Below are 15,543 nucleotides of genomic sequence, written 5' to 3'. Positions count from 1 at the left end.
CGTATCAATCTTTATTTGTACCAATCTTTATTTTGTTTCCCATTCGATGATACCCATCCAGAGAACTTGGGATATGATTGATCGATTCGTTTCCCTTCCTCTGGAACCGGGAGATTACTTACTGGCATATTGATAGCAAACGGCATCAAGTCTGCAGAAACATAATACATCCCTTCTTCTGGTCTGTAGATGTCTTTTCCGGTTCCCAGTAACGATAAGTCGGCTTTGTCAGTCGGGGGATAATTTATCAGATGTAATTCTTTGCCTCTACCCTCGTTGGAACTGATGAAGATAAACGGGTTGTAAGGAGGTACCACCTCTTTCTCACTAGCTCCATCAAGCGTGATGGTTACAGTATATTCTTTCTTTGATTCATCAGTGATATTTTTGAATTTTGTCATGTCGTCATACAACAATATGGTTGGGTGAGACTGTCCAGGCTCTGTTTCTTTTCCTTCCATGTATATAGAACTTGATAAACCACTGGCATCAGGCCCCGTTATTTTTACACTCTTGACATTGCTGTTTGAGAGCTTGTGTAATTGATATCCAAATCCGTTTTGCAGATAACCGCCACAGTGCTGTAAGATAAACTTGTCTTCAATTTCGTAAATGCGATTGTCAAGAGCATTTCGGGTCATCGTACTGGTGTACTTTACCATTACGTCATTCATATCGTAATCACCTAACTTAGCCCATAAGTCTTCAAAAGCCAGTGTACCGGAATAAGAAATTTTATATTGCTCGGGGATTGCTTCGGGGTCTTCAGGCAATGGAGGCAATATCGGGTCAATAGCATTCTTTTCTGACGTATGAATATAGAAGATGGCATCTGCATAATCGAAGTCAATATTATCTTCGAATCCTACTGCTACAATCTGCCCGGACTTGGAATCACGGAGAGATACAGTTCTTTGTGTATTATTCGTGTTTAGATTCCTGGTGGAGTAGCGTGCCCCCATACCTTTTATGATATCGCCCACTTTGTCTTTATCTGTTTCTGAGGTGAGTTTACTCTTGAATCCCATACCTTGAAGGCACCAGCCAATTGTGACTCCTGCAGGAAATTTGTCTTCGTATTCCTGTGTCTCTTCATTCCAATATTTGAGTTTTATTTCTTCGCCACACACTAATGCTCCTACCCCTAAAGTCTTGTAAACAGGAGAGGTGTTTGGGAATGCAATTATTTGTTTTATATCACTCGTGCTCTGGGGCGGATTGTTGGTCGGATAGGTGTAATATCCAACTGTATTGTACCATGCAGCAGAGCTGTTTATAAATACGAGGCTTACTTCGGTCGGGTTAACAATTGGAATATCTGAAGTCATTTTGATGGAACCATCAAAAAACTCCGGATAATTCTGACTGATGTTCATAACCTTGCTTTTACCGCTCTCATCTTTGACTGTAACCTTTCTGAAAACATACTTGATGTTGTATAGTACGTCTGCCGGAGGTATATTTATTTTAGGTTCCAGGTTGGTTGGTCTTCCGCTGTCATCCCAGTCTGCATTGGGAAGAACATGCCATTCTTTTAGATAGGTATGTTGGTTCACGGTCACTCCTCTGGTTTTTGATGCCGTTTGTGAACGTAAGGTAGCGATATATGCATCTTGATTAAATGAAAGCCGACGACTGTCGTCAATCGTTAGTTTAAGAGGAGATACGGTGGCTAAATAATCCGATGATAACCATACTTCCGAGAGGTCCGCCGGAATATTCATTTCTCCGCTGAATTTGCCTTTTTCGTCTGTAACTGCACGGTAGATAGGCTCTATGTCCTTTTGGGACACGCTGCCGTCAGCTGAGTATTCAATGGGATCTTGCTCGTAAATGTTAAAAAGAACACGATAATTTTCGCTTTTGAAACAATAATTGATATCCAAAGCGACAGCTTGGGTCATGTTGAAGTCGAAGTATGCTTCTTTTGGCATATGCCTTCTCTCCCAAGATAAGTCACGCTCTTTGTCCATACAACTGATGGAAGCTATGGTAAGCACTCCTATCATTAAATACTTTAAATTTGTTTGCTTCATAAGTTTGTGTATTAAAAGATAAAGAGCAAATATATACATTTAATTATATAATTTGCTCTTTTTCTAGTTTTTTTATTTCTTTTTTGCGAATCGTCCTTTTTTTGTGGTCGCTGGTCCTTTTTCATCTTGTAATTTGATGAGTTCCAAACAGCTAGCCAAACTCAAATCCTGCGGGACGATATCTTTAGGAATTTTATAATTGGAACCCTTATAGGTAATATAAGGTCCGTAACGTCCGTTCAGAATCTCAAGTTCCGGCTCCTCTTCAAACTTCTTGATGTGGCGTTCCGTTTCTTTCTGGCGTTTCTCCAGAATCAGCTGTTCTGCCTCTTCCAAAGTAATTTCCATCGGATCAAGTGTTTTCGGGAGCGATACATATACCTTATTGTGCAGGACATACGGACCGAAACGGCCTACGCCTACACTGACTGATTTTCCTTCATATTCGCCCAGTGTACGAGGTAATTTGAATAATTCCAGTGCTTCTTCCAAAGTGATGGTTTCCATGGATTGACCTTTCTTCATTTGTGCGAAGCGTGGTTTTTCTTCATCTTCTACAGTACCAATCTGTACAACAGGACCGAAGCGACCAATCTTAACAGAAACAGTCTTGCCTGTTCCCGGTTCTTCTCCCAGAATACGTTCGCCTACTTTATGTTCCGTCTTGATAGCCAATGTGTTTTCTACAGACGGATGGAACTTATCATAGAAATTCTTCATGATAGAAGTCCATTTCACTTCTCCTTCTGCAATCTCGTCAAATTCCTTTTCTACACTGGCGGTAAAGTTGAAATCCAGAATGTCTGGGAAATATTCGGTAAGGAAATCATTTACCACAGTGCCGGTATCCGTTGGGAATAACTTCGCCTTTTCTGCACCGGTAATTTCAGTATGGTTTTCATCCTTAATCTGACAATCTTTCAATGTCATGACATTAAACTGCCGTTCTTCCCCGTCTTTATTACCTTTCTCCACATATTCGCGTTGTTGGATGGTAGAGATAGTAGGTGCATACGTAGACGGACGTCCGATACCCAGTTCTTCCAACTTGCGTACAAGACTTGCTTCAGTATAGCGTGGAGGACGTTGGGTGAAACGTTCGGTTGCGATGATAGGGCCGTGTTCCAACTTCTGACCTTTTTTCAGGGGAGGAAGCAGGTGGCTTTCATCTTCCTGTTCGTTGTCATCATCATAAGATTCACGGTATACACGCAGGAACCCGTCAAACTTAATCACTTCGCCGATGGCTGTAAACACGTCGCTGCTGCCACTTATTGTTATGGTAGCAGTTGTCTTTTCCAGTTCTGCATCTGCCATTTGTGAGGCAATGGTGCGTTTCCATATCAAGTCGTACAGTTTCTTTTCCTGTGCTGTTCCTTCAATGGATTGGTTTTCCATATAGGTAGGGCGGATAGCCTCATGCGCTTCTTGTGCACCCTTAGTCTTTGTTTCGAAATGGCGGGGGTGTACGTAGCGGTCACCCATCATTTTGATGATAGCGTCTTTACTGCCTGCTGTCGCAAATTCCGAGAGGTTGACAGAGTCTGTACGCATATAAGTGATGAATCCCGATTCGTATAAGCGTTGCGCGAGCATCATGGTCTGCGCTACGGTATATCCCAGTTTGCGTGCGGCTTCCTGTTGCAACGTAGATGTTGTGAATGGAGCAGGAGGCGTTTTCTTGACCGGGCGGGTAGTAATATCGTCGATGGCAAAGCTTGCTCCCTGACATGCGTTGAGGAAAGCTTTCGCTTCTTCTTTTGTTTTAATACGGCGAGCCAGTTCAGCTTTCATTTCCACCAGTTTTCCGTCCGTGTCCGGAACGAGGAATACGGCAGTGATGCGATAAGCGGCTTCCGTTTGGAAAGCATGTATTTCACGTTCACGTTCAACGATCAGGCGGACAGCGACAGACTGAACACGTCCGGCAGAAAGTGCCGGTTTCACTTTTCTCCAAAGCACGGGAGAGAGTTCGAAACCTACGATACGGTCCAGAATCCGTCGTGCTTGCTGTGCATTTACGAGGTTGAGGTCAATGTCGCGTGGTTGCTCAATCGCTTTTAAAATAGCGCTTTTCGTAATTTCATGAAATACGATTCGTTTTGTGTTTTCCGGTTTTAGTTTTAAGACCTCATACAGATGCCAGGCAATTGCCTCTCCCTCGCGGTCCTCATCGGATGCGAGCCATACGGTTTCTGCCTCTTTAGCTTCTGTCTTTAGTGTGCTAACCAGCGCCTTTTTGTCTGCCGGGATTTCGTAGCTGGGTTTAAAATCATTATTTACGTCGATACTGAAATCTTTTTTCTTCAGATCGCGTATGTGTCCGTAACTAGAAAGGACTTTGAAATCTTTCCCCAGAAACTTTTCAATCGTTTTTGCTTTTGCCGGAGACTCGACAATGACAAGGTTTTTCTGCATAATTCTTTCTTTTATAATGGCTTGTACCACAATATTCGGGGACAAAAGTAAAAAAAAAGATTCTCCCTACCTTATATTATAAGGAGAATTTAATAAAATCTTGAAATTTACATCTGTGAAGGTAAAGGCTAATATGGTAAATCTTAAAATTTGATTCAGGACGTTCGGTGGTATATATTAAAATGAAATAAGATGATATTTAATGCAATATGCCCATCTCGAATAGTACGGGATGGGCATATTGTGTTTTTATTATATTCTGTCTATTTTCCTTAGAATCGGAAACTCAATCCTCCTAAGAAATTGAATCCTTCCGTAGGATAACCTAAATAATATTGATATTTCTTGTTCAGCAGGTTATGTACTTGAGCATAAACGGATACTCCTTTGAATACATTATAGCTGGCTCCGATATGCAAATCATTAATTGCGGTCATTTTTGCATATTCTTTCACTTCTTTCCGGCTGATGTAATCATAACCTAGATTTATGTTAAGAGCAGAGATCGGATGAATACGTACATTGAAAGACATTTCACTGACTGGTTTCACAGCCAACAGATATTCCTCTGTTTTGCTGTCCCAATTACGGTAAGTATATTTAGCTGATATTCCGAGGATATCTTTGTAATCGTAACTGATTTCACCGCCAAGGTAGAGATTTTCTGTATTATCTTGAGCAAAAGAAAGGTAAGAACCTGAATGAATATTACTTGGGTCAAAACCTAAATAAGATAAGTCGTTCTTTAGATTCTGATAACCACCGAACACGTTGAACCAAAGTCCCGGATAAGGGCTTGCTTTGAATCCGATACTACCGTTGATTTGCTCGTAAGTATCATAAGGACGTTGTACGTATCCCAAAGTGGCAGTGGTATTTGCCTCCGGCAGTTCACCGTAAGGACAGATACTTTCTAATCTGCGGAAATCATTCAATTGCTTACCGCCGGTTGCTTTTGCATAAACAATGTAGCTATCAGAAAAAATATACTGTGCAGTGATATCGGGTGAGATACGGAAAGACTTGTCAAATCCGAAAGATAAATCTACATTGGCTCCGATATGCAGTTTCCAGTCATCATTATCCAGTTCGTAATATGGATTTAAAAGAAGCGTTGTGTAGTTTTTGAAGTATTCATCTCCGGTGGAAACATTCTTTGTATATCCGTTGTAGAGAAGATTGTTCATTTCCAAAGCGATAGTTATTAATTGTTGGTCGCCGATAGCTCCCGTGACATCGCCTTTGGTGCGTATGATTGTTTCCTTGATACCTGTATTGGCTTCAGATTCATTGAACATGTTATGTTGACGTTCATACATCAACAGATTTGTTTCTGCGTTGAAACGCAGTGGTGCAGTCTCATCAGTGAAATGAATGCCCGCATGGAAGTCACCGGATGTGAATTTCTGCTTGCTGTTTACGCTTTCCGGTTGGAAGTTGAAGTTGCTCAATCCGAAGTTTCCGGCAATATTTAAGTCCAGTTTATTAAATTGGTGTGTGTAATCTACATTTGCGCGTGTGCGATAATAAAATGCATTCCATTTTTCTCCATCTGTGAAGGGAAGAGTTAACTTACCATCCATTCCATCCATTTGGAAACGTACATTCAATTTGTCTTTCTGCGACAGACGGAATAGATAATTGGCAAGAATATCCAAATTGCCATAATTACCATATCCGGCACGTACATATCCCGGGGTAGTGCCGGGTTGAACTTCTTTTCCGGTATAGGGGCGCATCAGGCCTGCCGGAACGGAAGTGGCCGGAAAGAATGTTGTAGCATACTCTACTTCTTTCTTGCTCACTGTCGGTTCTTCTACTTTAGGCAGGACGTTTACTTTCGAGGCGTCCATAATGTCCGGGTTATATTCTTGTTCCACAACGACCGTGCGGGTCATTGTTGTATCCTTCGGTTGGGTGGTTTGGGCTTGAAGGCAGGATGGCATTGACATAGCCAATGCGAGTCCTCCTATTATATAATGAGATCGTTTCATACTTTTCTATTTTTTTATTCTCAATTCTCAACTTTCAATTTACTAAGTCTGCTTTCAATCATGCTTTCAATATCGTCATTCCCTTGATAATTCTGTTGCAGACTTAGCAGATATTGGCGTGCGTCCAGATCTTTACCCGTAGCATGATAGACGTCGGATAGAAGGATAAAACTGCGCGCTAGCCAATAAGCATGTGGCGTACTCTGTTCTATATAGTTGAGCAACTCTTTCTCTGCAGCGGCATATTCTTTTGCGTCGTAGAGGGATTGTGCAACCTGATATTTAGCTTCGGCACCGTAAGAGTTACGTGTGTCTTTGGCCAGTTCACGATAGTCTTCCATTGCTTTCTTGTCAGCCTTTTGCTTGGTATAGGCTTTAGCACGGTAATAAAGAGCTTCATTTCTTAGCTCCGGACTAAGTTTGGCTTCTGCAAGCAGGTCGGTAGCTGCATGGATGGTTTCTATGTCATCTCGCAATAGGAAGGCGCAACGCAGAATACCCGTTTCAGCAAGTTGGCGGCGCTCTACGTTGGTTGCTTTTTCTTTCAGCATTTTGTAGCTAGCCAATGCTTCAGCCATATTTTGCTGGTTGAATTGCACTTCAGCACGCAAGATCAGTGCTTCTTCTGCAAACGGATTGTTAGGATATTCCAGCAGTTTACCGGAATGGAGAAGAATCATATCATAATTTTTCTGCTCGTTTCCGATCAGGCAGAGATAATAATGTGCGTTCAGGCTGAAGGCTCCTTCCGGGAAAGTTTGCAGGTATTTGTTGAGGCTTGTTTTGGCTTCTTCCATTCTGCCTCGTGCATAAATCTTTTCTGCGGCGGCATACGTAAGCGAGTCTTGTTCGTTAGCATCGAAACGGATGTGTCCTGGCATGGCATTTGCTAAAGCAGCAAATTCGTCGATGCGGTTGAGATCCACATAAATAGATTTCAAATCACGCATGGCAAGGCGGGCTTCTTCACTACCCGGATATTTTTCGATAACCTGTTTGTAGGCTTCGATTGCTTGGTTGTAATCTCCTTTTTGGTAATATAATAATCCGATTTCGGCGGCAGCTTTCCTGCTGACCGGACTTTCAGGATATTTAGTAAGTAATTCTTTGAAAGAAGTAATGGCTTGATTGTTGTTGTCCATCAAAACATAGGAACGCCCTTTCTCGTAAATAGCGTTTACGGCATAAGGAGAAGCAGGGTACTTTCCTACCAGACGGTTCAGCAAGGTAATCTTACCGGTATAGTCTTTCTGCAGACCGGATACAAGAGCCAGCTGATAGAAAGAATAGTCTCCGGAAGAAGTATTCATCTGTTCGGCTTGCGAATAATACTGTTTGGCTTCTTCAAAGTTACGTACATGCAGGTGGCAGTCACCAATACGATTGTATGCATCGGCAAGTGCGGTTGCATTTTCACCTTTCTCCAGTTGAACGTATTTTTGGAAATAATTGCTTGCTTGCGTATAGTCTTTCCGGTGGAAAGCGATATACCCTAAGTTATAATTGGCAAGCGCATACATTTCGTTATTGGGTTGGGTGGTGAGTTGCAGATAAGCATTAAAATCACGTGCGGCTTCTACCATTCGGCTTAGACGGTAATAGGATTCTCCACACCAATAGTAAGCGTCTGCCTTGGTCTGACGATTGTATTGTCCGATGGCAATGGATTGGTTTAGATATTTCAGAGCTTGTTCGAAGTCGGCGTTAGCGAAAGATTGAGTTCCTAATTGGAACAGTATCTTCTGTTTGGCTTCCAATATTTGTGCGCTTGGTTTGGCAATCCGGTCGATTGATTTCAAAGCTGCATCGTAGCTACGTGTATTCATGTAAACTTCTACCAGGTAGCTGCTGACTTTTTCAGCATAAGGAGAAGTCGGAAATTCATTCAGGAATTTCTCGAAGGCAGTAACTGATTCACCGAAAGCGGAGAAAGAAGTCTCGTGCAGGCAAAGAGCGTAATTGTAAGCTGCCTGTTCCTTGATTTGCATATTAGCATTGGAGGCGGCTGCCTGTTCAAAAGCCATGCGTGCTTTGTTTTTCTCTGCCAGTTGCAGATAAGAGAGTCCCATGTGGAGATATGCATTTTGGGTAAGGGCATCGTTGTCAGTTGTTACCTTACCTAATGTTTCGGCTGCTTTGGAGTATACTTTTGTTTGGTAGTAGGAGAGTCCTAGCATATAAAGGGCATCCCGCCGGGGAGCTGAGCGATCCTTATTCAAGTAATTGTTGAATGCTTCTACGGCTTGGTGATATTGTCCGAAATGGTAATAGACATCTCCCAGAATACGGTACATTTCTGCTGCGTATTCATTATTCGGATAGGCTGACAGATAGTTTTGAGCTACAATCTGTGCTTTATCGTAGTTTTTGAGCTGCACATAAATTTCGGCTATGTAATAGGGGACGAGGGTTTTGTATTTTGAGTCGTCCTGTAAGGGGAGGAAGCCTTTCAACGCTTCAGTATAACGTTTTTGTGTATAGCGGATGTAGGAAAGATAGTAATCACAATCTTTGGCGTATTTGGGGCTGTTGGCACGCAAAGTTTCAAACCAGATGGCTGCTTCTCTTAGATTATCGGTTTTCAGATAACAGGTAGCCAGTTGGTAGGTGCAGTCGTCCCGTTCTTCATTACCTAACAAATCGAGGTCGGCAGAGTTGAAGAGTGCCAGTGCTTCATCATATTTTCCTTCGTAGAAATAGCAGGAGGCTAACAGCGCATAAATGCGGTTAGCGTATGGAGTATCAGGATAACGGTCAAGGTATTTGCGGAGGAGTTCGATGCGGTTTTTGTCTTTCAGTTCGTAAGCCGAACTGACTAGCATATACTCTGCGTCCTGAAGAAGGCTGGCTGCAGGCTTTTGTTTTACAAATGCTTTCAATGCCGGCAGAGCAGCTGCATAATTCTTTTCCTGGAAAAGTTCTTTCCCTTCTTTATAAAGGTTGTCAGTCGAAGTGAACTTGTCACCTGTCTGGGCAAATCCTATAATGGGCGTGCAGCAGATGGCGGCACAAATGAGTCTAGTAATTTCTTTTTTCATAATCGGGTGTTTATGCAAAAGTACTACATATCTTTCAATGAGAATCCTTTGAAAGTTATTTTATAATCATTTAATTCTTTATGTAAAGTTTCTCCTTTCTTTTCCAATGCCGGGATACTTATTTTTCTCGGATTTCTTTTTACTTCTCCGATAAGTGCTGTTTTGTTAAACCGGTTGAGGGCGATCAGGTCTATTTCATTTTCTCCGTTTTTGTCCCAATAGTTACCTACGTCGGTAACTTCTTCTTTTTCAGCGATAAGTTCACGGAAATATTTTTCTAACAATAGGCCGCTGTATTGTTCATAGTTCTTTTCTACATATTCTATCAGTAAATGGTTTTTCCCCATTTCCAGTACTGCGTTGTTTGAGAAAATAAAGCGAAACCAGAATCGTAGAAAATTGTCTTGCAGGCAATAACGGGTAGCACGACTATTAGGTTTAGCGAACATCGGTTTCACTTTTTTGATTAATGAATATTCATCCTCAAGGTTGGCTAAATAGGAACCGGTGTTTTTATTGATGATGGAATCAATCTCTCGTTGTGTTGTTTTTCCTTCTGCAATGAGAGATAGGATAGAAAAATAATTGGCATAGTCTTTCCCGAACTCGGAAATCAACATGTCTTTGCCTTCTGTCAGAAATGGTGAGCCTTCGGAAAGCGCATAATTTATCATGGCAGTTTTATTAAATGCTTTCGCTTCCATCAATAGGGTGATGTATTTGGCTACTCCACCTGTCAGCAAATACAAGCAAAGCAAATCTTCCGATGTGAATTGAGGGGCATGGTCTGCTAGAATCTCTTTGATAACGGTGGTGGTGAATGGATGCAGAGAAATTCGGGCGGTAAGGCGTCCGTATAGTGGCTTCTTGCGGTCTTCGAATATTCTTTTCATCATTGAATAAACGGAACCGCATACAATGAAATTGATTTTGGAAGTCGCGTGATATTGGTCCCAAATACGTTGTATATCACTGGCGATAGACGGATTGATATAGAGAAATTCTTGAAATTCGTCAATGATTAATGTGAAATTTTCCTTTTGGGAATGTTGCATCAGCAGTTCAAAGAGCTGTGCGAACTCTCTGATTTCTCCATAGATACGAATGCCAAGCGTTTCCTGAATGACAGGTTGATATTGTGCGCAAAGCAGGACTTCACTCTTTCTTGCTACAAATATATATACGAATCGGGTGTCTTTGACAGACTCTAAGAGTAGAGCTGTTTTTCCGATTCGTCGGCGTCCGGTCATTACAGTAAAGCAAGCGCTCGTTTGTGATTGCTTTTTAGCTGCATACAGTATCGCCATTTCTTTCTTTCGGTCGTAGAACTTCATATTATTGCTATCTTAATGGCGGTTAATTTAATGGCCATTAAATTAATGGTGGTTACAAAGATAACACAATATGTTGTATTTTGTTCATTTATAGTAATATAATATGATTGTTTAAGATTATGTGATAAATTACTTTGATCTATTTGGTTGAGATGAACTTCTATTTTACAAATACATCAATTGGCTACTGAAAAATGGCCCATCTTAAGAAAAGGAATATTTAAACGAGAATAAAAGGCGTAATTACTGGGAGGGATTGAGAAATATAAAAAAACGCAGAGATTTGTAGGTGCGAAATTCTTTCTTTTTGTTATAGGAGATGTTTGTCGATTAAATTGTAATGCTTTTCTTCTTTTTCACTTGTTGTGTAAACTGAAATGTGGTTAGAAACTGGCATTTTGTTGTTTGTTGCCTTTTCGATATTTGTGATGAAATAGAAGAAAAACGGTCTTAATTTTCCCTTATTTGTCTTCCTCACCGAGCAAAAGCTGCTTCGTCGGTGAGAAAGGAAGCGTTCCTCGGTGGGGAAGAACTCCTTGGTTTTAAACCAACGAATCTTTTCTTGATAGAAAAAGATGCATATTCGACTTGAATTTATACGGTATTAGCCTGTGATTTTGCATACAGTTGCATGTTTTTATGCATTTTATTCTCCAGATCATTATTTTTTTATCTGATGTTTTGGAGGAATATCTTAAAAATGGGACATAACTATAGATGAAATACTCTCAATCTATCAGGCTGATGAGATTATCTTAGCGGCATTGAGCTAGAAACAAGCTAAGTCCGCGACGGATAGAATCCAACCCAAAATCTTCCGGATGAATCTCGGAGAGAGGTAGGAAGAAAGAATCTGCTACATCATCCATGGCGGAGAAATGGCTCATGTCTTCTACAGTGCAGAGGAAAAACATATCGAGAGTATGTACAGGGAAACCTGAATAAACATAAATATTGGGAAGTGTGAACTGGTAAACGGCTTTTTTAACTTTCAGCCCTGTTTCTTCCAGTACTTCGCGAGCAACACCTTCTTCGCCTGTTTCATTCATATCGATGAATCCGCCGGGAAGATCGAGAGTCCCTTTGGCTGGCTCTTTAGCACGCCGGCAGACAAGCAGTTCATTTTTCTCATTCAAGATGAGTGCTACTGTGGCGGCAGAAGGATTGAAATAATAGACAAAGCCGCAATCTGCACATTTTTTAGATTTCTCGTTGTTAATCTCAAAATGAGAGGAACCACATTTAGGGCAATATAAGAATTGGTCAAGAGGATGTTCCATAATCGTATATATTTTCCAGTTTTTTTGTTTATGCATGCAAAGGTATAAAATGCTTTTATTAATTTCATCTATCACCGCATAGAAATATTCGATTGGGCTTTTTTTGCAAAGGCGGGGTTTCTGCCTTTATCTTTGCATCAGAAACAAAAAACAAAACGTTGTTTCTGATGTTATAAGTCAAATCAATTAATAACAATAAAAGCAATAAAGATTATGGAACCAATTTTAAATTCTCAACTTCCTGAATTCAGTGTTCAGGCTTTTCACAACGGAGCTTTCAAGACTGTAACCAACAATGACCTGAAAGGTAAATGGGCGATTCTTTTCTTCTATCCTGCTGACTTTACTTTCGTATGTCCTACTGAATTGGTGGATATGGCTGAAAAGTACGATCAGTTCAAGGCGATGGGTGTAGAGATCTATTCGGTAAGTACTGACTCTCATTTCGTGCACAAAGCTTGGCATGATGCTTCTGAAAGTATTCGCAAGATTCAATATCCGATGTTGGCAGACCCGACTGGCGCTTTGAGCCGTGCACTGGGTGTATATATCGAAGAAGAGGGTATGGCTTATCGCGGTACATTCGTTGTCAATCCGGAAGGAAAGATTAAAGTGGTGGAACTGAATGATAACAATATTGGCCGTGATGCAAGTGAATTGCTTCGTAAGGTGGAAGCTGCACAGTTTGTTGCTACCCATGACGGAGAAGTTTGCCCGGCTAAATGGAAGAAGGGTGAGTCTACCCTGAAACCAAGCATTGACCTGGTAGGTAAGATTTGATAGATCTTGATAATGGTGATTATGGGAGGCCGGTAACGAGAGACGCTGCCGGCCTTTCTTTTAAAAAAATGAAAGGAAAAAGATATGTTAGAATCTGCATTAAAAGAACAACTAAAGGGTATTTTTGCTGGGCTGGAGGCAAACTTTACTTTTGATATATCCGTATCATCCAGCCACGAAAACAAAACAGAATTATTGGAGTTGCTGGGAGATGTAGCGGATTGTTCCGATCATATCACTTGCTCGGTGAATGAGGGAGAAGCATTGAAGTTTACTTTATTAAAGAATAGTGATCGTACCGGAATCACATTCCGGGGTATTCCTAACGGACATGAGTTCACATCATTGCTTTTGGCTATCCTGAATCTGGACGGCAAAGGAAAGAACTTTCCCGATGAGGCCGTTTGCAACCGTGTGAAAGCACTGAAAGGCCCGATACATCTGACCACTTATGTTTCGTTGACTTGTACGAACTGCCCTGACGTAGTGCAGGCTCTGAATGCAATGACTACTTTGAATCCGGCTATTACGCATGAAATGGTAGACGGTGCGCTTTATCAGGATGAAGTAGATGCACTGAAGATACAAGGAGTACCCTCTGTCTTTGCAGATGGAAAATTGCTTCATGTAGGCCGTGGTGAATTTGGCGAATTGCTTGCCAAGTTGGAAGATCAATATGGTATTGACGAAACCAAAGCGAATGCAGAGGTGAAAGAATATGATGTGATTGTAGTCGGTGGAGGACCTGCAGGAGTATCAGCAGCTATTTATTCTGCCCGTAAAGGACTCCGTGTAGCTATCGTGGCCGAGCGTGTTGGCGGACAGGTAAAAGAAACGGTGGGTATTGAAAATCTAATTTCTGTTCCGGAAACGACAGGAAATGAACTTGCCGATAATCTGAAAACTCACTTGTTGCGTTATCCGGTGGATTTGCTGGAGCATCGTAAAGTAGAAAAAGTAGAAGTGGTTGGAAAACAAAAGCAGATCACTACCTCTGTTGGGGAGAAATTCCTGGCTCCGGCACTGATTATTGCAACTGGTGCAAGCTGGCGTAAACTGAATGTTCCGGGAGAAGCGGAGTATATCGGTCGTGGTGTTGCTTTCTGCCCTCATTGTGATGGGCCGTTTTATAAGGGAAAGCATGTAGCAGTAGTAGGTGGAGGAAATTCCGGCATTGAGGCAGCGATTGACTTGGCTGGTATCTGCTCCAAAGTCACTGTTTTTGAATTTATGGATGAGTTGAAAGCAGACAGTGTACTTCAAGAGCGACTTAAATCATTGCCGAATGTGGAAGTGTTTGTAAGTTCACAGACTACGGAAGTGATAGGAAATGGTGATAAGCTGACTGCCCTGCGCATCAAAGACCGCAAAACGGAAGAAGAACGTTTGGTTGAGTTGGATGGTGTATTTGTACAAATCGGGCTTTCTGCGAATAGCAGTGTATTCCGCGACATAGTGGAAACCAACCGTCCGGGCGAAATCATGATTGATGCACATTGCCGTACGAATGTGACGGGTATCTATGCAGCCGGAGATGTTTCTACGGTTCCTTATAAGCAAATTATTATCTCTATGGGCGAAGGAGCGAAAGCTGCGCTTTCTGCATTTGACGATAGAGTGAGAGGGATTATCTGATTGATGTATTCAGATATAAAAAGCACATAAACAAAATATTAGCAGGAGGAGGAATAACTCCTCTAAAAAATACCCCCGTTACAAATTTGTAGCGAGGGCTATTTTATATTTAGAGAGCATGACCTTCATCGACTACTCTATCCTGCGCATGGAGACAAATGTTCATGAATATCCGAGAAAGTGAAATGAACGTTGTTCTCATGGCATTAATTTTTTGGGCTTTTAAGAAATGTGTGTTAAGTTTATTTATTTAGTCATGATATGTATATCTGACGAAATCAAACAATCCGGAGTTTTCCTGCTGTGCCGGTTGGTCTCCAATAAATTTAAGATTCTCTACACTGCAAAAAATATGGAATGCAATGTCTTTCCCAAATTCCAGTTGAAGTTCATGTTTGGGCTCGTTGTCTATTAACCAGGTGATGTAATAGTTCCCGTTTTTTAATGTCAGATCAATTTCGAACAGATGCCATCCGGTCTTGATTACTACAGGAACGGAAGAAAAAGGATATGCCTGCGATGTCATATAAGCAATCATTTCGTCGGGAGTTGCATTTAACTCCTTGCGAACTTTATCTTTACCATATCCGACTTCAAAATCCAATTCATGTTGGTCGTCATGGTATATCCACGAACCCACGCTACATTGATCTCCTATTCCCATTTGCGGGATATGAGTACGCCAGGTATATCTTCCTGTTGTATAAATCCGTTCTACAGTATGAACCTTTTTCCGATCCACCGAGTTAGCCCGGGTAAAGATCCGTAAGTAACCATTCTCTAATATGCATTGATTATCCGGGTTGTTATCCTGATGTCCGTATTTCCATCCATCCAGATTGTTGAAGTTCCATTCTTTGTTTGGCGGATTTTTAGTACTGATGTCATTGGTCTGTTGCTGTGCAAAGCAAAGGCCGCAAATGCATATTAGTAACAGAGTTAAATAGTAGTTTCTCATAATAATTGAATTTAAGTGTATTCGTTTTCTATCAATTGCTTGCTGCAAAAGTAGTCGAATGCTTTATTCT

At 41.3% G+C, this 15,543-nt stretch carries 9 protein-coding genes; 2 read left to right on the top strand and 7 right to left on the bottom strand.

The genetic code is table 11. The features are described 5' to 3' along the window. Window positions 1-11: 11 nt before the first annotated feature. From Bovatus_RS14145 to Bovatus_RS14120, 6 genes are all read right to left on the bottom strand, one after another. A complete protein-coding gene (locus tag Bovatus_RS14145; RefSeq protein ID WP_052587850.1) occupies window positions 12-2,036 on the bottom strand; it encodes an LruC domain-containing protein in 2,025 nt (674 codons plus the stop codon). 72 nt (window positions 2,037-2,108) lie between these two features. Continuing rightward, window positions 2,109-4,454, bottom strand: a complete 2,346-nt coding sequence (gene topA / locus Bovatus_RS14140) for a type I DNA topoisomerase (protein WP_052587840.1) — start codon at window positions 4,452-4,454, stop codon at window positions 2,109-2,111. A gap of 272 nt (window positions 4,455-4,726) precedes the next feature. Then, the gene (locus Bovatus_RS14135) at window positions 4,727-6,448 is read right to left on the bottom strand and encodes a TonB-dependent receptor (RefSeq protein ID WP_004296477.1); all 1,722 of its coding nucleotides are present in this window, start codon (window positions 6,446-6,448) and stop codon (window positions 4,727-4,729) included. A gap of 20 nt (window positions 6,449-6,468) precedes the next feature. Next, complete coding sequence (locus tag Bovatus_RS14130) at window positions 6,469-9,486, bottom strand: tetratricopeptide repeat protein (protein WP_004296476.1); 3,018 nt, start codon at window positions 9,484-9,486, stop codon at window positions 6,469-6,471. Window positions 9,487-9,509: 23 nt separating this feature from the next. Further along, entirely contained in the window at window positions 9,510-10,820 is a 1,311-nt protein-coding gene (locus tag Bovatus_RS14125; protein WP_004296475.1) for an ATP-binding protein, read from the bottom strand. A 755-nt stretch (window positions 10,821-11,575) separates the two neighbouring features. After that, window positions 11,576-12,100 carry an NUDIX hydrolase gene (locus Bovatus_RS14120; RefSeq protein ID WP_004302478.1) on the bottom strand — a complete coding sequence of 175 codons (525 nt, stop codon included), beginning with the start codon at window positions 12,098-12,100 and terminating at the stop codon, window positions 11,576-11,578. Between the two features lie 213 nt (window positions 12,101-12,313). Here Bovatus_RS14120 and ahpC point away from each other — a divergent pair, with 213 nt between their 5' ends. Together ahpC and ahpF are read left to right on the top strand one after the other, a co-directional pair. Then, on the top strand, window positions 12,314-12,880 hold the full coding sequence (gene ahpC / locus Bovatus_RS14115) for an alkyl hydroperoxide reductase subunit C (protein WP_004296472.1): 567 nt from the start codon (window positions 12,314-12,316) through the stop codon (window positions 12,878-12,880). An 84-nt stretch (window positions 12,881-12,964) separates the two neighbouring features. Then, window positions 12,965-14,515 carry an alkyl hydroperoxide reductase subunit F gene (ahpF, locus tag Bovatus_RS14110; RefSeq protein WP_004296471.1) on the top strand — a complete coding sequence of 517 codons (1,551 nt, stop codon included), beginning with the start codon at window positions 12,965-12,967 and terminating at the stop codon, window positions 14,513-14,515. Window positions 14,516-14,765: 250 nt separating this feature from the next. On the opposite strand, the gene Bovatus_RS14105 is transcribed toward ahpF, so the two are convergent. Further along, window positions 14,766-15,473 (bottom strand): LamG domain-containing protein, encoded by a 708-nt coding sequence (locus Bovatus_RS14105; protein ID WP_004296470.1) that lies wholly within the window; start codon window positions 15,471-15,473, stop codon window positions 14,766-14,768. Window positions 15,474-15,543 lie beyond the last annotated feature (70 nt).

The organism is Bacteroides ovatus, from assembly GCF_001314995.1.
GTDB classification, from domain to species: domain Bacteria; phylum Bacteroidota; class Bacteroidia; order Bacteroidales; family Bacteroidaceae; genus Bacteroides; species Bacteroides ovatus.
The sequence above is the reverse complement of the archived record's forward strand: the minus strand, read 5'-3'. Positions and strand labels throughout refer to the sequence as shown.

Coding starts and splice junctions, on each gene's coding strand:
- topA (WP_052587840.1), bottom strand. CDS start 4,454: ATGCAGAAAAACCTTGTCATTGTCGAGTCTCCGGCAAAAGCAAAAACG.
- Bovatus_RS14105 (WP_004296470.1), bottom strand. CDS start 15,473: ATGAGAAACTACTATTTAACTCTGTTACTAATATGCATTTGCGGCCTT.
- ahpF (WP_004296471.1), top strand. CDS start 12,965: ATGTTAGAATCTGCATTAAAAGAACAACTAAAGGGTATTTTTGCTGGG.
- Bovatus_RS14125 (WP_004296475.1), bottom strand. CDS start 10,820: ATGAAGTTCTACGACCGAAAGAAAGAAATGGCGATACTGTATGCAGCT.
- ahpC (WP_004296472.1), top strand. CDS start 12,314: ATGGAACCAATTTTAAATTCTCAACTTCCTGAATTCAGTGTTCAGGCT.
- Bovatus_RS14130 (WP_004296476.1), bottom strand. CDS start 9,486: ATGAAAAAAGAAATTACTAGACTCATTTGTGCCGCCATCTGCTGCACG.
- Bovatus_RS14120 (WP_004302478.1), bottom strand. CDS start 12,100: ATGGAACATCCTCTTGACCAATTCTTATATTGCCCTAAATGTGGTTCC.
- Bovatus_RS14145 (WP_052587850.1), bottom strand. CDS start 2,036: ATGAAGCAAACAAATTTAAAGTATTTAATGATAGGAGTGCTTACCATA.
- Bovatus_RS14135 (WP_004296477.1), bottom strand. CDS start 6,448: ATGAAACGATCTCATTATATAATAGGAGGACTCGCATTGGCTATGTCA.